Here is a 23,280-nt window from a genome sequence, read left to right as displayed (position 1 = left end):
CCTTCTTTGTCATACATATAGATAAAACGTCTATAACCTGAGTCCTAAGCATTGAGCTGATCGAGCCTCTTTGCCTGCAAGGAGTTTTGGATAAGGTTGGCAATGATGCCCACAAACATGCGCGCAAGGCCAATAATCCAGAAGCCCTTAGCTTCCATGACGAGACCATCCACCGCTGCCATTGAGAACACCACGCCTGCGTTTTTGGCTAGTGCACGAAGTGGCATATTCCAGATGAACAAAACGTTGAGGTTGGGCGTGCCCTTCTTCTCGCCAGACTTTTTGAGAGCTGAAAGCACGGCCCAGATGAGCCACAGCAGAGGACTGCGTGTGTGAATGAAGTCGCAGAAGCACATGTTGCGGTCAATTTTGGCTTTCATGGAGGGCACGGGGTGGCCGAGCAAAGCTTCAAACTGTGCATCATCTACCGAGGCAACTTTGCCAGTCTCATAAGCCGGAAGCGTAAGACCCTCATAGGGATTCACCGCTCCACTGCCTTGGAGCGTAACGATAGCTGTCAGGCGAATATCCTCACTGGAGGCTCCAATGCGCAGCTCATACGCTCCGCCCTCGCACTCCCATGCATTGGTTTTGTCATTGAAGTACTCAAAGGCATGGTCATCGAGGTCGATGATGGCCTCCTGAGATTCACCAGGCTCCAAGAAGAGCTTGGCAAAGCCTTTGAGCTCCTGAGCAGGACGGAAAATCTGTGCGTCAGGCTTTGCAACATAGGCTTCAACTACCTCAGCCCCTGCAACGGCGCCAGTATTTTTGACGGTGAGCGTTGCCTTGTGGCCTGAAAGCGTAAGGTCAGAATACTCAAAGCTTGTATAGGACAGACCAAAACCAAAGGGGAAGGCAACGGGTACGCCAGCTGTCTGGTAATAGCGATAGCCCACATACAGGCCTTCGCGATACTCAGCATTAACCTCCTGCGAGGGGAAGGTCTTTGCAGTGGGAGTATCGGCCAGACTCTTGGCCCAAGTCTCGGAGAGCTTACCCGAGGGACACACGCGACCACAGATAACATCGAGTACGGCAGCAGCACCAGCCTGGCCACCGAGACAGGCATATACCAACGCGCATGCGTTGCTCGCCCACTCGCTTTCAACCGAGCTACCACCTGAGAAAACAACCACAATCTGCGTGTTAACCTCTGCAATCTGCTGCAAAAGATTAATCTGGTTTTGATTGACGCGCATGGAAAGACGGTCAGCACCCTCAGACTCAGCCTGCTCATCAAGCCCCATGCACATCAGAACAACGTCAGCCTTTTGTGCAAGCTCAATGGCAGCTGCGGCTTTAGCAGGATTGTCTCCGCCATGGCGCTCAAAGCCAGGCTCATATCCCGCAAGGGCAAGACCGCTACCCTCAATGCAATCCAGCAGCGTATCAAGGCTTGTGGGATTAACCAGCGAGGAGCCTGCACCCTGATAGCGCGGAGTGCCTGCAAAATCGCCTACCAAAGCAACACGCGTGCCAGATGCAAGCGGCAAGATTGCTGAGCCATCCCCAGCTGTCTCATTCTTGAGCAGCACGATAGACTCTGCGGCAATATCACGTGCAATAGCATGGTGCGCAGCCTGATCAAAGTCATTGCCTGCAGCCTGAGTAGCTGCAGTGGTTGGCAGAATGAGGCCAAGCGACTCTTCCACGCGCTGGTCGAGCAGCTCTTCTGAAAGCTCGCCACGCTCAACTGCCGTGATAAGGTCACGCACAGACGACAGGCCAGGATTGGGCATCTCAAAATGGGAACCTGCGCGCACACCTGCAGCGTGATTGTTGGAGCCACCCCAGTCAGTTACCACCGCACCCTTGTAACCCCACTCCTTGCGAAGCAGCTCATTAAGCAGATGCTCGTTGTCGTTGGCGTAGGTGCCATTGACGAGGTTGTAGCTGCTCATGAGGCAGCCGGGGTTGCTTTCTTTAACCACAATCTCAAAGGCGCGAACATAAATCTCGCGCAGGGTACGCTCATCAAGTACCGAGTCGGATGCCTGACGACGAGTCTCCTGCGAGTTAACGGCATAGTGCTTGGGACAGGCCGAAACGCCTTGGGACTGAATGCCTCGCACATAGCCAGCAGCCATCTTGCCCGAAAGGTAAGGGTCTTCGGAGAAGTACTCAAAATTGCGGCCACACAACGGACTGCGCTTGATGCAGAGGCCAGGGCCAAGCAATACGTCGACCTTCTCGGCAAGACACTCCTCGCCAAGAGCCTTTCCTAAACGCTCGCCAGCTTCAGGGTTCCAGCTATTGGCAACCGTGGCAGTCGTGGGAAAACAGGTTGCTGGCAACGATCCACCAATGCCCAAATGGTTGGCGCCCTCCCCTTGCAGACGCAGGCCGTGAGGGCCATCCGAAAATTGCATAGCAGGAATGCCATATTTTTTCATCTCACGGGTCTTGAATGCGGTGGCGCCTGACAGGAGCGCGCATTTTTCTTCAATGGTCATTTTTGCAATGATGTGCTCGTACGCCATGGAATCCCTCCTCGGCCGACTACTTCACCTCTAGACTATGACAGCCACCAAGATTGGCTGGGTCTCTGGCGTAGGTTGCACGCAGCATGGCGCAATCTGTCATTAACAGACAATCCGAAGCGCCGTGGTACACTTTGGGCGGGGGTACTATGAATCAGATTGTGCGCGTACTTATCATTGAAGACTCCGCTATGGAGGCTGATGCCCTGCGGGGTTATTTATTGCGTTATGCCCATGAGCACCAACTACATTTTGCAATTACCCATCTAGAGTCCGCGATGGCCTTTGAGCCCGCTGCGCATAGGGCTGACCTCATCTTTATGGATATTGATTTGCCTGGAGAAACGGGCATGGAGGCTGCCGAGGCTTTACGCGAGGTAGATGGCAGTACGCCCCTCATTTTTGTGACTAATCTTGCCCAATTTGCCATCCATGGCTACGCCGTAAATGCCGTAGGCTTTATCGTCAAGTCGTCTTCGTATGGCGATTTTTCTCTCTGCGTTGATCGTGCAATGCGCATTGTTACACGCAATACGCAAAGTACGCTGACTGTGCAGACTCATGATGGCATTCGCATTATTGCGGTCAATACGCTGGCGTGGGTAGAAATTAGCAACCACAAACTGTCATTTCACCTAACCGATGGCACCATCGTTGTTTCTCGCGGTACGCTCGGTGAGGTAGAAGAAAAGCTCACGGCTCTGGGAGCTCCTTTTGTGCGCACTTCTGCCAGTGAGTTAGTAAACATGTCTATGATACGTCATATCTCAGGCTACAAGCTTGAGATGGTTGATGGCAGTCTACTATACCTTAGCCGTGGCAAACGCAAAGCAGCACTTGCCACTATCGCCACCTATCTAGGCAGCATAGCATAATGGGCCCGCTACCTAGCTTTTTGACACCTCCGCTTATCCTAGATAGTGCTGCTCTCTTTGTGCAAACCTTCACCACCATCGGGCAGCTGGCCTATGCGGTGTGGCTGTTTGCGCGCAAACTTCCTCTTCGCGGCCATGCACGCCTACGTGCGATTGGCATCGCGTTGTTGAGCGTTATTGCCATTGCTATCGGTACTTGGATAGGCGCGGTAGCTTTTCCTCAGCTTACGGCTGACTCACAAGAAACCATTCTTTCACAAGAGATTCTCTTCAGTGCACTCTTAGTGCTTAGTATTCTCATCACGAGGGTTATTTGGGACACCTCGACGTCAACTGCTATCTTTTGCTGCACGATGGGCTACACGATGCAAAATATCGCTTCGGGAGCCGAGAACTTTTTCTTTCTCATCATGCGCACCGTTGGAATTATGCCGCCTTCAATTGTGAGCCATCTGATGGTGACACTTGTTACCACAATCGTGGTATATGGCCTTAGTTACCTTGTGTTTGTTCGTGACATTGAAGATGAAGGCCTTTCGCCCATAGCTGACCATTCCATGCTGGCGATGAGTGTTGTGGTGCTACTGATGGTTATTGGTTTTGATGTTGCCAACAAGTACCTTGAACTCATCATGACACCAGTTCACTGGATTGTTTTTTATCGCATCATTCATGGTTTAACCTGCATTTTTACCATGCTTATGGAATATCAGCTGCTCTATGTAAGCCGCCTGCAAACCGAAGTTGCTCTTGTAAATCAACTCATGGGCGAACAAGAGCGTCAATGGCGTCTTTCTCGCGACACCGTTGCGGCTATTAATGCAAAGACTCACGCAATGCGGCATCATATACTGAGACTCCTTGCAGAATCCCAAGCTGGCATCAATCGCGAACTGCTGCGCGAGGTAGCTCACGAGATTAAGGTGTACGACACGCACGTTTTGACGGGTAACGAAATTCTCGACGTTATTTTGTCTCAAAAATCACTTCTTGCCGAACATGCGGATATCACATTTACCTGTGTCGCAGATGGTACGACACTTGCAGACTTCTCCCCTGCCGACCTCAATCAGCTGGTTGCCGCTCTGCTCGATGATGCACTTGCAGCCACGAGTGCAGTTACAAATCCAGAGAGACGCGCCATAAAGTTTGATTTGCGCCAGCGTGCAGGTATGGCAATAATGCATCTTGAAGGCTATCAGCTCCCTGGCAATCGCGTTATTCCCGAATCAGATGCCAAAGCGCTCGTCGCTCTCGTACAGCGCCATGAAGGCACTGTGGTCACCAACTTTGAGGGCGATGTGTACCACATCAACATCATGCTCCCGGCATCTACCCGCTAAGGCCACCGCAACATATACCGTTTTCTTGGGCATAAAAAACAATCCCACAGCCCTAAAAGCTGTGGGGTTGTAATAGACGCAAATACGAAGCTGAGACTTAGGCCTCGAGGAAGTCGCGCGTGATGGAAGAGTCAATCTTGACGCCAGGTCCCATGGTAGAAGAGACCACAACGGACTTGACATAACGACCCTTTGCAGAAGAGGGCTTCACGCGCAGGAGCTCGGTGAGAAGAGCGCCATAGTTCTCTGCAAGCTTGGAGGCATCAAAGGAAACCTTACCCATAGCAACGTGGCAGATGCCATAACGGTCTGCACGGTACTCAACACGACCGGCCTTGAGCTCACCCACCATCTTTGCAACGTCCATAGTAACGGTGCCAAGCTTGGGGTTGGGCATCAGGCCGCGGGGGCCAAGGATACGACCAAGACGACCGACTTTACCCATCATGTTGGGGGTAGCAATAACAGCATCAAAATCGATGTTGCCCTTTTGAACCTCAGCAACAAGGTCATCAGCACCGACGATATCAGCGCCGGCCTCCTGAGCCTCACGGGCTTTTTCGCCCTCAGCAAAAACAGCAACGCGAACGGTCTTACCAGTGCCGTTAGGAAGACTGATGGAGCCACGAACGTTCTGGTCGGCCTTACGGGTGTCAACGCCCAGACGGATTGCAACATCAACAGTCTCATCAAACTTTGCGACAGAAAGCTCTTTCACAAGCTCCATCGCCTGCATGGGGGTATACAGCTTGCTCTGATCGAGCTTTGCTGCGGCCTCGTTGTACTTCTTTCCGTGCTTTGCCATTGTTCCTCCTTGTGGTCAACGGGCGGCGTGCCCTCCCACATCTACGCTCGCTTTGCGGCGAATCCGCATGCGAGAAAACTACAAACTAACAAGCAGAACTACTCAGCGATAGTAACACCCATGGAACGAGCGGTACCAGCGACAATCTTCTTTGCCGCCTCAATGTCATTTGCATTGAGGTCGGGCATCTTGATCTCAGCGATCTTGGTGACCTGCTCATCGGTGAGCTGACCAACCTTGTCGCGCTGAGGCACAGCCGATGCGCTCTTGAGACCAAGCTCCTTCTTGATGAGGAAGGCTGCGGGGGGAGTCTTGAGAACAAACTCAAAGGTGCGATCCTCATAAACAGTAATCTCAACGGGGACAACGTCGCCCATCTTGTCCTTGGTCTGTGCATTAAATGCCTGGCAGAACTGCATAATGTTGACCTGAGCAGCACCCAGAGCAGGGCCTACGGGAGGTGCAGGGTTTGCCTGACCAGCAGGAATCTGGAGCTTAATAAAGTGTGTAACCTTCTTCTTGGGCATTGGATGCCTCCTGTATAAGTCTCGAACTTGCTATCTGCAAACGGGTCCGAGAAGCAATCCTCACCGATGTCGGACCCGCATTGAAGCCAAACTACTAATTAATCGAAGCAACCTGATCCATGGTGAGCTCGACGGGCGTCTCGCGACCAAAGATAGTAAGCATTACCTTGATCTTGCCAGACTCAGGCATAATCTCAGAAACTGTACCGTCAAAATCAGCCAAAGGACCAGAGACAACGTGGATGGATTGACCCACCTCAATGTCGGTGGTCGTAATCTTGGCGGGAGCAGAAGAATCGCTGCGAGGATTGACGCGGCGCATAATCTTGTCGTACTCGCTACGGCGCAAGGGTGTAGGCTTGCCGCCAATGCCAGCAAAACCCGTTACGCCAGGAGTATTGCGGACAACAGCCCACGTGTTGTCATCAATCTCCATACGCACAAGGACATAGCCAGGAAAGACCTTCTCGTCCTTGGTGATACGCTCGCCACCTTCCTTAAGCTTGGTAACCTCCTCCATAGGAATCTGGATATCAACAATCTGATCCCTCATGTTGTAGGTATCAATACGATGCTCAAGGTCAGTTTTGACTTTGTTTTCGTAGCCTGAATAGGTGTGAACGACATACCAACGCTTTGCCATGACTACCCCCTCAGACCTGTAAAGCCAACCAATATGGAGACAAAGCCCATATCAACAAGCCAGACGCAAATACCAAAGATGACTAGTGCAACGATAACGCCGAGAGACCAATTGCGTAGCTCGTCCTTAGAAGGCCAAGTAACGCGATGCATCTCAGACTTGACATCGGCAAAGTAATTGCGAATACGACCAAAGAAACCGGTCTTTTTCGCTTTGGCGGGTTTTGCAGCCTTGGAAGACGAAGACTTGGCAAGATGCTGCTTTGCCTTGGGCTCCTCGGTGCTTGCCGCAGCCTGAGCCTCGGCAACCCTCTCACGCTCTGCGGCGCGGGCTTTACGGGCGCTTCTCTTGTTACGATCCTTGTTCGACATTCGCGAACCTCTTCCGGGCTCTCATGGGTAAAACTTCGTCTTTATCATGCAAACCGGCTAGCACCCAAGGGGTGATAGCCGGTGGTGTTTCTGGCAGGCCAGGAAGGACTCGAACCCTCGACATACGGTTTTGGAGACCGTCGCTCTACCAACTGAACTACTGGCCTATGTATGACCCTATTTTAGCGGGTCTCCCTGTGAAGGGTATGCTTGTAGCACCACGGGCAATACTTCTTCATCTCAAGACGATCAGGGTTGTTCGACTTGTTCTTCTTGGTGGTGTAGTTGCGACGCTTGCACTCGGTGCAGGCGAGAGTAACCAGTGTACGCATAACTCCTCCTATTACAAAGCCACAAACGTGACTCGTTAGTGACGCGGTTGAAAACATTAGCAGCTTATGCAGCATTTTGTCAAGAAATGATTACTCTGCTTGCATACATCACAGAATTATCAAAGCTTGGAGGTGCCCAGATGCCCTTGTAGGGGGCCACATGAGGTTTAAGCCGAACTCTTACGCGGAAAATTTTGGGTCCTAGATAGATCTGCTTTCCTACGGATAAATCCACTTCCCTAAGATCTGCTTCCTACGGATAGATCTGCTTTCCCACTCTGGCACAAAAAAACCCGGCACCACTGGGATGCCGGGTTGCGACTATCTACAAAAGTACTAGTCGATGATGGTGGAAACACGACCGTCGCCGACGGTGTGGCCGCCCTCGCGGATAGCGAACTTGAGGCCGGGCTCCATAGCGATGGGGTGAATCAGGTCAGCCTTGATGGTGACGTGGTCGCCAGGCATAGCCATCTCAACCTTGGTGCCGTTGGCGTCGGTGAGCTCCTGGATGTCGCCCGTGACGTCGGTGGTACGGAAGTAGAACTGAGGACGGTAGCCAGAGAAGAACGGCGTGTGACGGCCACCCTCGTCCTTGGTCAGAACGTAGATCTCACCGGTGAATGCGTGGTGAGGAGTAACGCTGCCGGGCTTGCAGAGGACCTGACCGCGCTCGATGTCCTCGCGCTTAACACCACGGAGCAGGATACCGACGTTGTCGCCAGCCTCGCAGAAGTCCATGGTCTTGCGGAACATCTCGATGCCAGTAGCAACAGACTTCTGGGTCTCCTTGATACCAACGATCTCAACAGGCTCGTTGAGCTTGAGCTCGCCGCGCTCGACACGACCGGTAGCAACGGTACCACGACCAGAAATGGTCATGACGTCCTCAATAGCCATCAGGAAGGGCTTCTCGTTGTCACGAGCAGGCGTGGGGATGTAGGAATCGACTGCATCCATGAGCTCCCAGATGCACTTGTACTCAGGAGCATCGGGATCGGTGCTGGTGGACTCAAGAGCCTTGAGAGCAGAACCACGGACGATGGGCAGATCGTCTCCGGGGAAGTCATACTCGGAGAGGAGGTCACGTGTCTCCATCTCAACGAGCTCGATGAGCTCGTCGTCGTCAACCATGTCGCACTTGTTCAGGAAGACGATGATGTAAGGAACGCCGACCTGACGGGCGAGCAGGATGTGCTCACGAGTCTGAGCCATGGGGCCGTCGGTTGCTGCGATGACGAGGATTGCACCGTCCATCTGAGCAGCACCAGAAATCATGTTCTTGATGTAGTCAGCGTGGCCAGGGCAGTCAACGTGGGCATAGTGACGGCTCTCGGTCTGGTACTCAACGTGAGCAACAGAAATGGTGATACCACGCTCGCGCTCCTCGGGAGCCTTGTCGATCTGATCGAAGGCCTCAAACTTAGCCCAGCCCTTGAGGGAGAGGACCTTGGTGATGGCGGCCGTGGTGGTCGTCTTACCGTGGTCAACGTGACCGATGGTACCGATGTTTACGTGTGGCTTACTACGATCGAACTTCTCCTTGGCCATTGCCATCCTCCTTCGGGAAACAGCCTTTTGGCCGCCCTTCTAAAACCTGACCTGCCTATGTCATGCGGCGGGAGAAAACCACCGCTTGAACTCTGGTACCGGTGACTGGATTCGAACCAGTGACATCGCGGGTATGAGCCGCGTGCTCTAACCAGCTGAGCTACACCGGCATTGCCACTTGAAAATGGAGCCCGCGACCGGATTCGAACCGGTGACCTCTTCGTTACCAACGAAGTGCTCTACCGACTGAGCTACACGGGCAGGTATGGTGGGGATGCTTGGACTCGAACCAAGGAACCCAGAGGGAGCGGATTTACAGTCCGCCGCAGTTGCCGCTGTGCCACATCCCCATTCCGTTTTCAATTGCCTCCGTGCTTGCACGAATGCATTAATCACGTTAGCGGAAGAAATACTACGGTTCAATGCTTTTCTTGTCAAACAAAAAATATCCATTCCACGGTGCCGGGCGTTTCCATATAGGATGATTGGAGCCATGCTGGGATTGCAACATAGATATATGAATGCTCGTAAGATTGCTTTTGAGCTGCAGTTTTATCTTCCAAGACATTAGGCTTCTAGGCGTTGGTTCCCTATCTGGATATAGAGATATTTCTTTCACAAGCAGTTCACAAAGCTTCTTTCTGCAGGCACCCGCAATAACATCGAGGTCCCAAGCCCCCTGCGGCAGATGCAAAACGCCTCCAGCCCTCGTAAACGCTTCACACGCGTCACTGGATCCTCGTAGAGGATGGCAAAAGTACCCCCAAAGCCCTGCTCAATTTTTTACTGCGGGTGCTTTATGAACCCTCTGCAAGCAAAAAGGTGTTTCTTGAACCCGTTGTCTTCCATTTAATACAGGCGGTTCAAAACCGTACCAAATGGCTCGAGAAATCCCAGATAAAAATTTCTACAAGGGCGCATTGTGAACCCGATATGGGCTAAAAGGTGCTTCTTGAACCCGTTGTAGCCATTTTTCCACAGAGGGTTCAAGACCGTACCAAGTGCACAAGAAAAGGGCAGGTAAAAATTGGCACAAGGATGCTTATTGAACCCGATGTGAGTAAAAGGGCGCATATTGAACCCGATGTGGGAAAAGGTGTGGGCGAAAGGGTGCATTGTGAACCGCCTGTGGGGAGAGCGCGGGAAAAGGATGCACGCAGAAGGATACATTGGAAACCGTCTGCAGCTAAAGGCTGCTATCGTTCACAGCATGAAAAAAGGCCAGAGCCGAAACCCTGACCTTGTGTTTTCTGGAGCCAGCAGAGGGAGTCGAACCCCCAACCCACGGTTTACAAAACCGTTGCTCTGCCATTGAGCCATGCTGGCTTGCGTCGCACATTATGCCATAAGCCGCCCCAGCGCGTTGCTCGATATAACGAAGAGTCCATATTCCAAGAAAAACTACGCAAGACGTTCAATCTGAGTTTGCTTTGCCAGCTCCATAGCCACGGCAAGCTCAAAATGCCCCGTCTCGGGCGTAAGGCAGTTTGCCGTAGCGCAGGCCATCGCAAATCGCAGCTGTTCGGATGGCACGTCCCCCCGTGCAATAGCAACATCAAACGCACCAATCATCGTATCACCAGAACCCACCGGGTTTACTAGCTCGATAGCAGGCGGAGTACCCTTAAACACGCCCTCATCAGAACACATCACTGCTCCGCGAGAACCCAACGACACTACAACCTCTTCTATTCCTCGTGCATGTAACTCGCGCGCAGCTGCAACCACCTCGTCAAGCGAGCAGGGCTTGTGACCCAAAATAGCTGCAATTTCATCGGTGTTTGGTTTAATCAAGAAGGGCTTCCCTTCAATACCGCGCACCAAATAGTTCCCTGAGGTATCCAAAACCGCACGCGCACCCATTTTGCGCACAATACGCACTAGTACGGCATACACGTCATCCGCAACCCCAGCGGGAGCTGAACCCGAAAATGATATGACATTGCATTTTGCAGCAATTTCGCGAAGTTTCTCTTTTAAGCGTTCAAGCTCAGCAACATTTATAGAACGCCCAGGCTCGAGAAACTCGGTTGAACGCATATTAGGCTCAAGAATATTAATACAGCAACGAGTCTCTGCCTCAACACGAACGAAGTCTTCTTCTACCCCATCTGCCGCAAGCAACTCACAAAGCAAGCGTCCGTTGTTACCCCCTACAAACCCTGTCGCAATAACTTTTTCGCCACATGTATGCACGGAGCGCGCAGCATTAAGCCCCTTTCCACCTGCAGTATCAATACACGTCGCAACACGCTGCACCTCTCCCACGCTTATAGGCGCCTCGAGGGTATACGCCTTATCAATTGAAGTATTAAGTGTGACCGCTGCGATCATTACAAGCTTCTCCTTACCGCATTGTGTCCATACACACTGCGCCATACGTGATGTCTATTGGCACCGCATGCATACAGCGTCCATACACATCGCGTACACACACAATCTCGCGCGTATATCACAAAACCTTATTTCCCATGGCGAACATTTTTTGAGATTTGATACCACCTGGGCTGCCATTAAGTAAGCAAGCCTTACGAACAGCTTTTTGCACTTAGCCGCACGTTGGCTCTTGTGCACAACTTATTTTGGTCATTCTGCCTGACGAGGGCCCCGACAGGCATATGAACATGCGCTACAAACTTTGTCAATTTGTTAGCACAGGAAAGGGAGGTAGGGATGGAATACTCAGCTTTGCAAGTCATTCTGGTCTTCATTGTTACGTTCATCGCAGCAATTGACCAGTTCAGCTTCCTCGAGTCGCTGTATCAGCCACTCGTGACTGGCATGGTTATCGGTCTCATCCTTGGCGATCTTCAAACTGGTCTGATTGTTGGTGGCACTTACCAACTGATGACCATCGGCAATATGCCCATCGGTGGCGCACATCCCCCCAATGCAGTTGTCGGCGGCATTATGGCTACCGTTCTTGCCATTTCTCTTCATCTTGAGCCGAACATCGCAGTTGCTACTGCAATTCCGTTCTCCCTGCTCGGCCAGTACGGCGTTACCCTGATCTTTACTCTTATGTCCCCGTTGATGAGCAAAGCCGACCAGTATGCAGCCGATGCCAACCCCAAGGGCATCGAGAGGATCAACTACCTTGCAATGGGTCTACTTGGCCTCATCTTTGGCATCGTTGTCACCTTGTTCTTTATTGGTGGTGCCACAATGGGCCAGGCTGTTGTCGACGCAATCCCCGCTTGGCTCTCCGCTGGTCTCTCCGCAGCTGGTGGCATGATGCGTTTTGTTGGCTTTGCAATCCTGTTGAAGTTTATGATGAACCGCGACATGTGGGGCTTCTACTTCTTGGGCTTTGGCATGGCACTGATTGTCTCGGGCATCTCTACCCTCGCAACCCCCGCCCTGCTCATCCTCGCACTCATCGGCTTTGGTATTGCTTACTGGGACTACCAGCAGAACACCGAACTCAAGGGTGCTGCAATCTCTGACGGAGGTGACGAAGATGGCATCTAATGAGGAACTCACCAGCTATAAGAACCTTGAACAGGCTCCCGATCTTGATCAGAAGACCCTAAACAAGATGGCTTGGCGCTCCTGCTTCCTACAGGCTTCCTTCAACTACGAGCGTATGCAGGCGGCTGGTTGGCTGTACTCCATTCTTCCTGGTCTCGAGAAGATTCACACGGACAAGGATGATCTGTCCACCTCAATGACTCACAACATGGAGTTCTTCAACATCCACCCATTCCTCGTCACCTTTGCCATGGGCCTCATCCTGTCCATGGAACAAAAGAAGGTTGACATCCCCACCATCCGTGCGGTCCACGTTTCTCTTATGGGTCCTCTTGGTGGCATTGGCGACGCTTTGTTCTGGATGACTCTTGTGCCCATTACGGCAGGCATTTGCTCCAATATGGCCATTAGCGACAATGTCTTTGGTCCTATTCTCTTCCTCATCATCTTTAACTTGGTTCAGTTTGCTCTGCGCTTTGGTTTGATGAACTGGTCCTACAAGATGGGCATGTCCGCACTCGATAGCCTCATGGCAAATATGCAGGCCTTCACCCGCGCGGCTTCCATCCTCGGTGTTTTTGTAGTTGGCTGCCTTACCGTCACCATGGGCGGCACTCAAATCAATGCTGTTATCCCCAATGGCACCACTCAAGCATATGTTGCGCACACCGCAACCGTTGCTAACGACGAGGTAGCAAACTTCGAGGTCATCAAGACCAACGATAAGGGTGTCACGCTCTCTGGTATGAATGACAAGGATGGCAATCCCCTCTCTGGTACCGATGCAAACGGCAACCCCGCCACTGCAGGCGCTGTTGATCTTGGCAATGGCATGAGCGAAGTTACCTATATGGAGATGGTGGAATCCCCCGTCAACATTGACATTGCAAACATTCTTGACAGCATTTGCCCCAAGCTTGTCCCAATGGCAATCGTTATGCTGCTTTATTACTTGTTCTCCAAGAAGAACTTCACGCCTATGAAGGGTATCGTGCTCGTGCTCATCATCGGCATCTTGGGCGCTGGTCCCTTTGGCCTCTGGCCAAGCATTTGGGGCTAGGCTTTCCTAGCACGTCCCCGCAGGACGCACGAGCATATCTTGTTCGTGCGTCCCCTTTTTTCTTGAACCCATGTCGAAATATTTTTGCTATTACTTGTACATAGCCCACTTGAAAGGAGGAGAAAGGTGACTATCGCCTCTCGCAAACAGCCTCTTTATGACCAATTAGTTGATATCCTCAAAGAGAAGATTGAAAACGATTTGGAACCTGGCGACCTTCTTCCTTCTGAACGTGAGCTTTCCCTACGTTACGGTTTATCTCGCACAACAGTGCGTCAAGCAATGGGCGAACTTGAGGCCTTAGGCTTGGTAACACGTGTGCACGGGCGTGGCACCTTTGTTGCTCATTCCGAAACTGAGGTAACCAATCTCTCTGCTACGTACAGCTTCACCGACCAGATGCGTCGCGCTGGCCGTAATCCTCAAACCAAAATCTTGGAATTCAAGCTGGCAGAGGCGCCCAAGCAGGTTGCAGAAAAGCTTGGTCTCCGCCTAGGAGAGCACATCTATCAGCTCCAGCGCCTAAGGTTGGCTGATGGTATCCCCATGATGCTGGAACGCACGTATCTGCCTGCAACACAGTTTATAGGCCTGAGCTACGATGAGGTCTCTACAAGGGCGTTGTACGAAGTAATGGAGCAAGAATACCACCAGACAATTCGCCTGGCTCAAGAGGACTTTAGTGCAAGCATTGCTCGTTCGGATGCAGCTATCTACCTAGACATCCCTGAAGGATCGGCAATTTTAAAGCTCGTACGAATCACTTTTAATGAGAAGAACGTACCCATTGAATTTACCCGTAGCGTTGCCCGTGCTGATCAATTCAAATACCGCATTACTCATTTCAGAGGCTAAGCAAAAATCGGGCTAAACAAAATCGTTGTTGAGATTTCAAAGCGATACAAATCTTGGTTTTGCTTGTCCTCTCCCTAATCCCTAAGACAGAAAAAATAGCCAGCTTTGCTGGATTAAAGGAAGCGTGATTTACATGTACAAAAAATCGATTGATGAGCTCATCGCTCTCGGGGCCGACATCACGACTCAAGAAATTGTGCAACAGCCCGAACTGTGGGAAGACACGCTCTCCATTTATGACAACAACATTGAGGCTATTACTAAATTTGTTGCCAGAGCAAAGACTCTAGGTGGAGACCGTCACACTCATGTTATCTTTGCAGGTGCCGGAACTTCTGCTTATGCAGGTGATACCCTTGTCCCTTATTTGCGTCGTCAGGGTGACAACGATAAATTCATCTTCCAAGCATTGGCAACCACTGATATTGTTTCTGCACCTCGCGATTTCCTGCGCCCTGAGGACCCTACGGTGCTTGTCTCATTTGCCCGTAGTGGCAACAGCCCCGAAAGCCTGGCAGCGATTGAGCGTGCTGGTCAGGTTGTTGAGAACATCCTCTACCTCAATATCACCTGCGCACCTGATGGCAAGCTTGCCGTACAGTTTGCAGAACGTAGCGACGGTCTCACGCTGCTGATTCCTCGCGCCAACGACCGGGGTTTTGCAATGACTGGCAGCTACAGCTGCATGACTTTGCTTGCTGCCCTGATTTTTGATACCGCCTCTTATGAGGACAAGGCTGCTTGGATTGCGCAGGCTGCCAAGATGGGTCGTGAGGTTATCGAGCGTGAAGATGAGATTTGCAGTTGGCTTGAGGGCGACTTTACTCGCATTACCTACCTAGGCTCTGGTGCGCTTGGTGCAATGACTCGTGAAGCCCAGCTCAAGATTTTGGAGCTAACCGCTGGAAAAATTGCAACCTCGTTTGATACTTCTATGGGCTATCGTCACGGACCCAAATCCTTTGTTAACGAAAAAACATTGGTCTTTGACTTTGTCAGCTCCGAACCTTACACCCGTCAGTATGATCTCGATATTCTCAACGAGATTGGTGGCGACGACATCGCGCAACACACTGTTGCCATCCAGCAGCAAAGCAAAGCAAACTACGCAGGCGAGTCTTTTGACTTCGAAGACGACCATCTCATGCCTGAGTTATATCTGGGACTGCCCTACATCTTGTTTGCACAGACCGTTGCACTCAACACCTCAATCAAGGTTGGCAATACTCCTGATACACCTTCCCCTACTGGCACTGTCAACCGTGTCGTGAAAGGCGTGAGCATTCATCCGTTTGAGTCCTAAGCAACTTGCTCTTATACCGTTTGCAGACCCGCGTTGCTTCGGCTCTCGCATCGGAGCCGCGGGTCTTTTACCCTAGTGTGGATGTAACTAATTCCCTAGTCTCTGGTGAGACAGAAATGAGGCGTTATGAGTACTTATGCCATTTACGCTGATAAGTTTGTGTTGGCAGGAAGGCTGGTGGGGCCTGGTTATTTGCCCGTGGTTGAAGGCAAATTTGGCAACTTTACTTACGAGAAGCCTGCGTGCGAAATTTTGGACAAGACGGGCAAGTGGATCGCTCCTGGTCTTGTGGACATCCATATCCATGGTTTTTATGGTCACGCAACAACTGATATAGATCCTGATGGTATCAACGAATCCGGTCTTGGCTTGGCAAAGTTTGGTACGACGGCTTGGTGCCCAACCACTTTTACCAACCCTGTAGAAACCATCGGTCGCGAGGTGGCCGCCATTGCCGAAGCCAATCACAAGCGAGACACCAACTTCTTGGGTGCACGCATTGCTGGCATCTTCCTCGAGGGGCCTTTCTTTACCATGAAGCACGTAGGTGCTCAAAATCCCGACTATCTTATTGATCCTCAATACGAGATTTTTGCCGATTGGCAAGAAAAGGCGCAGGGTCTTATTGTCCGCAGCGGCCTTGCTCCCGAACGTGAGGGTTCAGTTGAGTATATCTCTCGCCTATCTGCCGAAGGCGTCACCTGTGCTATCGGTCATTCTGACGCGACGCACGAACAATGTCTCCAAGCTGTTGATGCGGGTTGCACAACCTTCTTGCATACCTACAACGGAATGCGAGGTCTACACCACCGCGAGCCAGGCGTTGTAGGTGCGGCAATGACCACTCCGGATACTTTTGCCGAGGTCATTGGTGACGGTAAGCATGTGAACCCTGTCTCTATCAAGGTGCTGATTGAAACCAAGGGCTGGCAGCATACGCCTCTTATTACCGACTGCTTGAGTTGTGGAGGCCTACCAGAAGGCCACTATATGAGCGGTGGCCTACCCGTTGAAATGCGCGGCGGTGCCTGCTATCTCACTGAAGGCCATAATGCTGGTAGTTTGGCCGGTAGCGTGGCTCGTCTTATTGATGTAGTTAAAAATCTATATGACTGGAATTTGGTGACAGCTGAACAAGCTATTCGCATGGCATCCGAAGTCCCCGCTCGCGCAACACGCGTAGATCACAAGGTTGGCTTTATCATGCCTGGTCGCAATGCTGATTTCATCGCGCTTAATCCAGATATGACGCTTGATGCAACCTATATCGGTGGCGCACTTGTTCCTGTAGAGTAGACGATGCGTTAGTATGTGCGGTTGCTCGGTAGCGCACGACCGATGATGTGAGGCACCCTCGTGTCCGCGGAATAATTCCCCCCCATTCTGCGGTCGCGTGCCAAAAGCTCCAATGCTTCTGCATTGGAGCTTTTCTTTATTACGCAGGGCTCAAGGCTCATGTTTTCTTTACAACGTAAGAGCTGCGCGAGTTGCTATGTAAGGACTACGCAAAACACTATGCACAAGGACTTCACCAAGCACTACGCGCAATAACTTCACCAAACACTACGCTTTGTTGGTGGAGCCTAAGTTGTCCATATGACTCATAACAACTGCTTTGATGTTTTCCATACCAGGAGCTGCAGGCTTTTTGGGATCGAAATTGGCTGGATTGGTAGCCATGTAATCCATAAAGCCTTTGGAGTAAGCTTGGCGAAGTTCGGTAGCATAGTTCACTTTGCAGATGCCGTTTTGAATGGCCTCAGCAACTTGATCATCAGGTACGCCAGAGGTGCCGTGCAAAACTAGGGGGATCTCCAAACGGCTGCGAATGGCCTTGAGCACATCTTGCTCAATATGTGGGATGCCTTGATAAACACCATGTGCCGTACCCACCCCTACCGCAAGGCTTGTGCAATGGGTGCGCGCAACAAACTCCTCAGCCTCGTCGGGATCGGTATAAGGATTCTCGCCCGCAACCATGGGACCATCATCTTCCTTGCCGCCGACTTTGCCGAGTTCTGCTTCAACAGGAAGCTGGATTGCTTGAGCAATCCTAGTAACAGAAGCAGTCAAAGCAATGTTGTCCTCAAAGGGAACGTGGCTGCCATCAATCATAACCGAGGTATAACCAGCGCGAATTGCTTGGGCACAGCGATCAAAGCCATCCCCGTGATCAAGATGCAGCGCAACAGGAACACTTGCAGCCTCAGCAGCAGTACGCACCATGGCAACAAAGTAATCAAGGCTCGCATATTTCACAGAGCCAGGCGTGGTCTGCATGATAACTGGTGAGTGCATCTCCTCTGCTGCTGCTACAACCGCCATAACAAACTCGAGATTTTCGACATTAAACGCACCAACTGCATAATGACCAGATTGTGCCTCGAGCAACATTTGCTTGGTATCAACAAACATGGGGTACCTTTCTTTTTCGAAATGAGCTTGCTTTATACTTTCGCTATCGCAAGATCTGCTTTCTTATTTATGAAATAGACAAGCAAAACCATTGCTTTTCTCTTAAGAGCTAAGCCCATTCTACGATGTTTTGTTTTTAATTTTTGACTGTATTTATGCAGGTATATAGCCTAATTTAGCCATATTTGAAATGCTCTGATAGGTATTTGCTTTCTTTTATATACCGCGGAATGATTTGCCTGAGTTTTTTGTCTTAATGCAATAAAAGAAAAGTTATAAACTTATTTTGAGAAAGCAAAGCGAAAGCATATCTTCTTCATACTTGTAAAGAGGAAAGCACATGACAGAGCACCTAGCGAAAAACACAACGCCTACTAGGCTTTCTTTCGTCGAAGACCGTCGCGCCGAAATCATGAATACTATCGAGCAAAAAGGAAAGGTTCGCGTTGATCAGCTTGCGGAACTATTTGGTGTTTCGCGCGTGACTATTCGTGGGGATCTTGATGCGCTGAGCCACGATGGACGTCTCAAGCGCACACATGGAGGGGCAGTTGCCCTTTCAAAAACCGTAACCACTTCAGTACAGGAGCAACGCATCAACATTAATGCCGAAGCAAAACGTCGCATTGCTCTCCGAGCGGCACAGCTCGTACCCAATGGGAGCTCAATTTTGCTTGATTCTGGTACCACTGCGATTGAACTTGTACGTGCATTGAACAATCACAAGGATCTGACTGTGGTCACCAATGATCTCAGTGTTGCAGATTTGGTGGACCGCTCAATGCCTGCAGCTGATGTGATTTTTCTTGGTGGGCTGCTGCGCAAAGGGCACCGCTACGTCAGCCACCCCCATCAACTGGGATGCAAAAGATGCGGTGGGCTGCTGCGCAAAGGGCACCGCTACGTCAGCGGCCCTCTTACTTTACGCTCGCTCGATTCGCTACGCCCCGATATTGCTTTTGTGTGTCCTACTTCCTTTGTTCCCCAACGTGGGTTTATGACAAACAACCAAGCAATGGCCGCCCTCAAGGAGGCGTTCTGCCACTGTGCAGACAAGACCTATATTTTGATGGACTCCAGCAAGCTCGGTGCAACAGGGCTACTACGTTTTGGAGATGTCAGCGATGTCGATGCTATCGTTACGGAAGCAGACCCTGCTGACCTCATTGCTGCTGCAGCTGAAAATGGAGGTGCTCAACTTATTGTGGCATAGCGCTTTTGGTACGGTGCCCTAGTAGGCAATCCATACCGCAGGCGGTTCAATATGCATCCTTTTGCCTGTGCCCTCCTCGCAGACGGTTCAATAAGCACCCTTTTGCTTGCATCGGGTTCACAATGCACCCTTTTCCCACATCGGGTTCATAAAGCGCCCTTGCGCCAATTTTTACCTGGCCTTTTCCCGCGCACTTGGTACGCTTTTGAACCGTCTGCATTAAATGGAAGACAACGGGTTCACAATGCATCCTTTTATTCGCAGAGGGTTCAATAAGCACCCGCAGCAAAAAAGTGAGCAGTGCTTTTGTGGAAGCAGAGCGACGGTATTGAACCGTTTGTGAAAATTGCAGCACTTCGAACCGTTTGCGGGAACGTGCGACGCTATTGAACCGCCTACGACTACTGCGCCTGGAAACCACGAAAGCAGTGGCGACAACACTACTCGCGACCGAGTAAGGCATTAAGTTTGGCACGCGTTTCAGGGTCCAAGCGGTCTTCAACAGTCATACGAGCGTGCGTACGCGCGTCGAGTTCACGCGCAACTTCATGATCAACGCGTTCCATTTCTTGTACAAGCAGAGCGCTCGAAATCTTGGTAACTGACGATGCATAGGGCCCTAGCCCAGCCGTCGAACGAATTGCTCTATCGGAAGTCACCAGCGCCACATCTCTGCCCGCCCGACGCGCCTGTGAGCAATAGCGCTCGATAACCGAATCAGCACTTTCACCTTGCTCGGAAAATACAATTTTGATACCAGCAGCCTTCATTATGGGGCGTTCGGGTGAGAGATTTTGCGCACCGTCATACACAATCACAGCCTCGTAGCTACCCTGTGCATACGCAGCAACATCGGCAAGCAAAGCTTCACGTGCACGCTCAAAAGGGTCGATGTCAATCGAGCCGCCACCCGACGCACGCCCGCTACCGCCAGCAGACATGTATACAGGATGGTCATCCTCATCTATCAAATCTTCGTAGCGGGGAGTTGCACGTAACACGTTGTAGCCATCAACAACAAGCAGGGCTTTTCTTGCCACGCTACTCAGCCTCCGAAACACGGCGAAGCCACTCGTAGCACATCACAGTTGCTGCCTGCGCTACGTTAAGCGACTCAATATGTCCACGCTGAGGCAATTTGCAGCCAAAATCACAGTGCTCCATCACGAGACGGGATACACCGTTGCCCTCAGATCCCATAACTAACGCAAGACGTCCTCCCATAGGAGCCGACCACACACTATCCTCAGCATGTTCGGTTGCAGCACAGGCCCAAAAACCCACTTCTTTAAGTTTATCGAGCACTGCAGGCAGATTGGCTACCTGTACTACGGGAATATGCATAACAGCACCAGCAGAGGTTTTATATGCACCAACACCTACACCAGCCGCGCGCACCTTAGGGATGATGACACCAGCAGCTCCCACCACTTCGGCAGATCGGACAATAGCGCCAAGATTTCCCTGGTCAGTGACATGATCTAGCACCACGATAAGAGCGTCCCCATCGCCTGCGCGTTCAATCACATCGGACAATGAGGCATAACGATAAGGCGCCACCTGACAAGCGATGCCCTGATGTGCACCATGTGATGACACCACATCCAGGCGGTCGCGCGAGACTTCCTCAACAGGAATGCCTGCAGCCGACAATCGCTTGACAAGACTTCCTAATGACGCATCGCCTGTAGCAACCAACGCCCGTTTCAGAGGAACCCCCGCTTCAAGCGCTTCAGCGCAAGCACGACGGCCCTCGATATAGTCTGCACCTGAACGACGCTCACTAGGGCGGCGCGCACTTGCATGACGATTGTCACCACGATGCTCATTGGGACGTCTGCCACTAGCATTGCGCATATTGCCACGCCGCGAATCGTTCTGCTTGTTCGGACGAGACGAGCTATGACCAGCGGCTTTTCTTGGCTGCTTGTTATTCAAAATCTACACCCCACCTCTAAGCGTATAACGCCAGAGAGTCGATTAATTCTTTGTGCGAAGACGAGCGCCAGCTGCTGTGTCTTCAACTGCTAGTCCGAGCGCGGCAATACCATCGCGAATAGCATCAGCGGTACCCCAGTTTTTCTGAGCACGTGCAACTTGGCGAGCAGCCAGCAGCGCTTCAGCTGCCTCAGTCGCAGAATCACCAACATAGCCCGCCTGCTCACGTGCAAGATCGATGAGACCTGCAGGTAGCTCTTCTTCATCGCGGGAAAGCTCGATACCCAACACCTCGGCAAGCTCGATAATGGCATCGGAAGCACGCAGCGCCAGTGCAGTCGAAATCTCAGCACCCGCAGCATCAAGATAGCTATTTGCGGCTGTAACCAGCGCAAAGATTGCCGCTAAACCACCAGCAGTGTTAAAGTCATCATCCATTTGGGTGACAAATTCGCCATGAGCCTCATCAATAGCAGCACCAAGAGCGCGATCTTGCTGGGTCAACGTACCATCCTGAGGAGCATTCTGTGCTGCCCAACGTAGATTTTTAACGCAAGTCTGCAAGCGCTCAAGCGTACCTACAGCACCATCCAAGCGCTCAAAAGAAAAGTCCAACGGCGAGCGGTAGTGAGTTTGCAACATCAATAGACGCACTGCGCCTGCGGGATACTTGTCCAAAACTTCCTTGAGCGTGTAGAAATTGCCCAAGCTCTTGGACATTTTTTCGCCCTCAACGCGCAGCATGCCCGTATGCATCCAAGTATTTGCCAAGGGTTGACCCCAAGCGCAATACGCCTGAGCAGTCTCGTTTTCGTGATGCGGGAACACGAGGTCTGCACCGCCACCGTGAATATCGATAGGCGTGCCCAAGTAATGATGAATCATTGCACAGCATTCGGTATGCCAACCTGGACGACCCTCACCCCAAGGCGATGGCCATGAGGGCTCACCCGGTTTTGCGGCTTTCCACAGTGCAAAATCCAAAGGATCACGCTTGTCGGTATTTTCCTCGACACGCGCTCCCACCTGCAGTTGATCGATGTTGCGACCAGATACAACGCCATAGCGATCGTCACTTCGTACAGAGAAATACACATCTCCCGATTCGACCGCGTAGGCATGACCGCCTTCGATCAAGGTTGAAATCATGTCCTGCATGGCGGCAACCTCACGCGTTGCACGGGGACGAATATCCGGATCGAGCACGCCTAAACGATGCATCTGCTCGATAAAGGCGCAAGAATATTCCTCAGCAACCTCAGCAGCAGTGCGGCCCTGCTCATTTGCCCGATTAATAATCTTGTCATCCACATCAGTAAGATTCTGCGCAAAAGTAACTTCGTAGCCTTTGTAGGTGAGATAGCGACGAATCACGTCAAAAGCAAGAAATGTGCGGCCATTACCAATATGAATCTGATCGTAGACAGTAGGACCACAAACATACATGCGCAGCTTGCCAGGCTCGATAGTCTTGAGTCCTTCTTTACGGTGATTTTGGCTGTTGTAGACGAGCATAAAAACTCCTCGATAGTAGTCGTGTGTGCTGATTTTAACGCGCCTGTGTAACAGGCGGATTCAAGACCTGCTTTTCTTCAAGCAAAACCACAGCCCATGCGGCAATTCCTTCACCTCGGCCCACAAAACCCAGGTGCTCGGTCGTGGTAGCCTTGACGCCTACCTGCTGCAAATCCAGATGCATCGCAGTAGCTAGACGTTCGCGCATCGTCTGACGATAAGGCGCCAGGCGCGGCGCTTGGGCAGCAACCGTACAGTCTGCGTCCATAATCTGCCAGCCATTGTCGCAAAGCAGAGCGCATACGCGTTGGAGCAGCACAATCGAGTCTGCATCTTTATATGCAGGGTCGTTATCGGGAAACATCTGTCCAATATCGCCGGCGCCCTCGATGCGAGCAGCGCCAAGCAGGGCATCCATCAGGGCATGCGTTAATACATCGGCATCTGAGTGTCCTGCAAGTCCACGGTCAGACTCCACTGTAACGCCACCCAAAATACAGGGACGTCCTGCCGCAGCATCAGCAAAAGCATGCACATCAAAGCCATGTCCAATACGCATATACTGTCCTTTCAAAGCCGA

Annotated in this window: 21 protein-coding genes and 5 tRNA genes; 8 read left to right on the top strand and 18 right to left on the bottom strand. The window is 51.5% G+C overall.

Going from position 1 to position 23,280, the window contains the following annotated elements; translation table 11 throughout:
• Positions 1-44 precede the first annotated feature (44 nt).
• On the bottom strand, positions 45-2,483 hold the full coding sequence (locus ACO5JD_RS06250) for a glycoside hydrolase family 3 C-terminal domain-containing protein (RefSeq protein ID WP_484988479.1): 2,439 nt from the start codon (positions 2,481-2,483) through the stop codon (positions 45-47).
• A 149-nt stretch (positions 2,484-2,632) separates the two neighbouring features.
• Between ACO5JD_RS06250 and ACO5JD_RS06245 the strand changes: the two genes are divergently transcribed.
• Together ACO5JD_RS06245 and ACO5JD_RS06240 are read left to right on the top strand one after the other, a co-directional pair.
• The gene (locus ACO5JD_RS06245) at positions 2,633-3,358 is read left to right on the top strand and encodes a LytR/AlgR family response regulator transcription factor (RefSeq protein ID WP_484988477.1); all 726 of its coding nucleotides are present in this window, start codon (positions 2,633-2,635) and stop codon (positions 3,356-3,358) included.
• 20 nt (positions 3,359-3,378) lie between these two features.
• A complete protein-coding gene (locus ACO5JD_RS06240) occupies positions 3,379-4,701 on the top strand; it encodes an ATP-binding protein (protein WP_484988475.1) in 1,323 nt (440 codons plus the stop codon).
• Between the two features lie 97 nt (positions 4,702-4,798).
• On the opposite strand, the gene rplA is transcribed toward ACO5JD_RS06240, so the two are convergent.
• The 12 genes from rplA to ACO5JD_RS06180 all read right to left on the bottom strand — a co-directional run bounded on the left by rplA (position 4,799) and on the right by ACO5JD_RS06180 (position 11,264).
• Positions 4,799-5,506, bottom strand: coding sequence for a 50S ribosomal protein L1 (gene rplA / locus ACO5JD_RS06235; protein ID WP_484988473.1), 708 nt, complete (start codon positions 5,504-5,506; stop codon positions 4,799-4,801).
• A gap of 98 nt (positions 5,507-5,604) precedes the next feature.
• Positions 5,605-6,033: a 50S ribosomal protein L11 gene (rplK, locus tag ACO5JD_RS06230; protein ID WP_021626273.1), complete on the bottom strand. Its 429-nt coding sequence runs from the start codon at positions 6,031-6,033 to the stop codon at positions 5,605-5,607.
• A 94-nt stretch (positions 6,034-6,127) separates the two neighbouring features.
• Positions 6,128-6,676 carry a transcription termination/antitermination protein NusG gene (gene nusG / locus ACO5JD_RS06225; RefSeq protein ID WP_021626274.1) on the bottom strand — a complete coding sequence of 183 codons (549 nt, stop codon included), beginning with the start codon at positions 6,674-6,676 and terminating at the stop codon, positions 6,128-6,130.
• A gap of 2 nt (positions 6,677-6,678) precedes the next feature.
• Positions 6,679-7,047 (bottom strand): preprotein translocase subunit SecE, encoded by a 369-nt coding sequence (gene secE, locus ACO5JD_RS06220; protein WP_021626275.1) that lies wholly within the window; start codon positions 7,045-7,047, stop codon positions 6,679-6,681.
• A gap of 91 nt (positions 7,048-7,138) precedes the next feature.
• Positions 7,139-7,214, bottom strand: a tRNA-Trp gene (locus tag ACO5JD_RS06215).
• Between the two features lie 15 nt (positions 7,215-7,229).
• Positions 7,230-7,379: a 50S ribosomal protein L33 gene (gene rpmG / locus ACO5JD_RS06210; protein WP_484988471.1), complete on the bottom strand. Its 150-nt coding sequence runs from the start codon at positions 7,377-7,379 to the stop codon at positions 7,230-7,232.
• Positions 7,380-7,715: 336 nt separating this feature from the next.
• Entirely contained in the window at positions 7,716-8,930 is a 1,215-nt protein-coding gene (gene tuf / locus ACO5JD_RS06205) for an elongation factor Tu (RefSeq protein ID WP_021734590.1), read from the bottom strand.
• A gap of 93 nt (positions 8,931-9,023) precedes the next feature.
• Positions 9,024-9,100: transfer RNA gene (locus ACO5JD_RS06200), tRNA-Met, on the bottom strand.
• A 15-nt stretch (positions 9,101-9,115) separates the two neighbouring features.
• Positions 9,116-9,191, bottom strand: a tRNA-Thr gene (locus ACO5JD_RS06195).
• Between the two features lie 5 nt (positions 9,192-9,196).
• Positions 9,197-9,280: transfer RNA gene (locus tag ACO5JD_RS06190), tRNA-Tyr, on the bottom strand.
• Positions 9,281-10,181: 901 nt separating this feature from the next.
• A tRNA-Thr gene (locus tag ACO5JD_RS06185) sits at positions 10,182-10,256 on the bottom strand.
• Between the two features lie 75 nt (positions 10,257-10,331).
• Positions 10,332-11,264 carry a 1-phosphofructokinase family hexose kinase gene (locus ACO5JD_RS06180; RefSeq protein WP_484988469.1) on the bottom strand — a complete coding sequence of 311 codons (933 nt, stop codon included), beginning with the start codon at positions 11,262-11,264 and terminating at the stop codon, positions 10,332-10,334.
• 339 nt (positions 11,265-11,603) lie between these two features.
• Here ACO5JD_RS06180 and ACO5JD_RS06175 point away from each other — a divergent pair, with 339 nt between their 5' ends.
• The 5 genes from ACO5JD_RS06175 to nagA all read left to right on the top strand — a co-directional run bounded on the left by ACO5JD_RS06175 (position 11,604) and on the right by nagA (position 16,915).
• Positions 11,604-12,401, top strand: coding sequence for a PTS mannose/fructose/sorbose/N-acetylgalactosamine transporter subunit IIC (locus ACO5JD_RS06175; protein WP_484988467.1), 798 nt, complete (start codon positions 11,604-11,606; stop codon positions 12,399-12,401).
• Positions 12,391-13,461, top strand: coding sequence for a PTS system mannose/fructose/sorbose family transporter subunit IID (locus ACO5JD_RS06170; protein ID WP_484988465.1), 1,071 nt, complete (start codon positions 12,391-12,393; stop codon positions 13,459-13,461). Before ACO5JD_RS06175 ends, ACO5JD_RS06170 begins: the two co-directional genes overlap by 11 nt.
• A 126-nt stretch (positions 13,462-13,587) precedes the next feature.
• Positions 13,588-14,316 (top strand): GntR family transcriptional regulator, encoded by a 729-nt coding sequence (locus tag ACO5JD_RS06165; RefSeq protein WP_021626286.1) that lies wholly within the window; start codon positions 13,588-13,590, stop codon positions 14,314-14,316.
• Between the two features lie 133 nt (positions 14,317-14,449).
• On the top strand, positions 14,450-15,619 hold the full coding sequence (locus ACO5JD_RS06160; RefSeq protein WP_484988463.1) for an AgaS family sugar isomerase: 1,170 nt from the start codon (positions 14,450-14,452) through the stop codon (positions 15,617-15,619).
• 126 nt (positions 15,620-15,745) lie between these two features.
• Entirely contained in the window at positions 15,746-16,915 is a 1,170-nt protein-coding gene (gene nagA, locus ACO5JD_RS06155; RefSeq protein ID WP_484988461.1) for an N-acetylglucosamine-6-phosphate deacetylase, read from the top strand.
• 267 nt (positions 16,916-17,182) lie between these two features.
• On the opposite strand, the gene ACO5JD_RS06150 is transcribed toward nagA, so the two are convergent.
• Positions 17,183-18,034 carry a class II fructose-bisphosphate aldolase gene (locus ACO5JD_RS06150; protein ID WP_484988459.1) on the bottom strand — a complete coding sequence of 284 codons (852 nt, stop codon included), beginning with the start codon at positions 18,032-18,034 and terminating at the stop codon, positions 17,183-17,185.
• A gap of 340 nt (positions 18,035-18,374) precedes the next feature.
• Here ACO5JD_RS06150 and ACO5JD_RS06145 point away from each other — a divergent pair, with 340 nt between their 5' ends.
• Positions 18,375-19,247 carry a DeoR/GlpR family DNA-binding transcription regulator gene (locus ACO5JD_RS06145; protein ID WP_484988457.1) on the top strand — a complete coding sequence of 291 codons (873 nt, stop codon included), beginning with the start codon at positions 18,375-18,377 and terminating at the stop codon, positions 19,245-19,247.
• Between the two features lie 440 nt (positions 19,248-19,687).
• Here ACO5JD_RS06145 and ACO5JD_RS06140 read toward each other — a convergent pair whose 3' ends face one another.
• Genes ACO5JD_RS06140 through ispF form a run of 4 tightly spaced genes read right to left on the bottom strand, consistent with a single transcriptional unit; the run spans position 19,688 to position 23,259 of the window.
• Positions 19,688-20,287 (bottom strand): NYN domain-containing protein, encoded by a 600-nt coding sequence (locus tag ACO5JD_RS06140; protein ID WP_484988455.1) that lies wholly within the window; start codon positions 20,285-20,287, stop codon positions 19,688-19,690.
• A 1-nt stretch (position 20,288) separates the two neighbouring features.
• The gene (gene rlmB / locus ACO5JD_RS06135) at positions 20,289-21,185 is read right to left on the bottom strand and encodes a 23S rRNA (guanosine(2251)-2'-O)-methyltransferase RlmB (protein ID WP_484988453.1); all 897 of its coding nucleotides are present in this window, start codon (positions 21,183-21,185) and stop codon (positions 20,289-20,291) included.
• A gap of 42 nt (positions 21,186-21,227) precedes the next feature.
• Positions 21,228-22,700 (bottom strand): cysteine--tRNA ligase, encoded by a 1,473-nt coding sequence (gene cysS, locus ACO5JD_RS06130; protein ID WP_484988451.1) that lies wholly within the window; start codon positions 22,698-22,700, stop codon positions 21,228-21,230.
• Between the two features lie 34 nt (positions 22,701-22,734).
• Complete coding sequence (gene ispF / locus ACO5JD_RS06125; RefSeq protein WP_484988449.1) at positions 22,735-23,259, bottom strand: 2-C-methyl-D-erythritol 2,4-cyclodiphosphate synthase; 525 nt, start codon at positions 23,257-23,259, stop codon at positions 22,735-22,737.
• Between the last annotated feature and the right edge of the window lie 21 nt (positions 23,260-23,280).

It is taken from the genome of Olegusella sp. (assembly GCF_057238325.1).
Note: the sequence above shows the minus strand (reverse complement) of the source record. Positions and strands in the feature narration are given on the sequence as shown.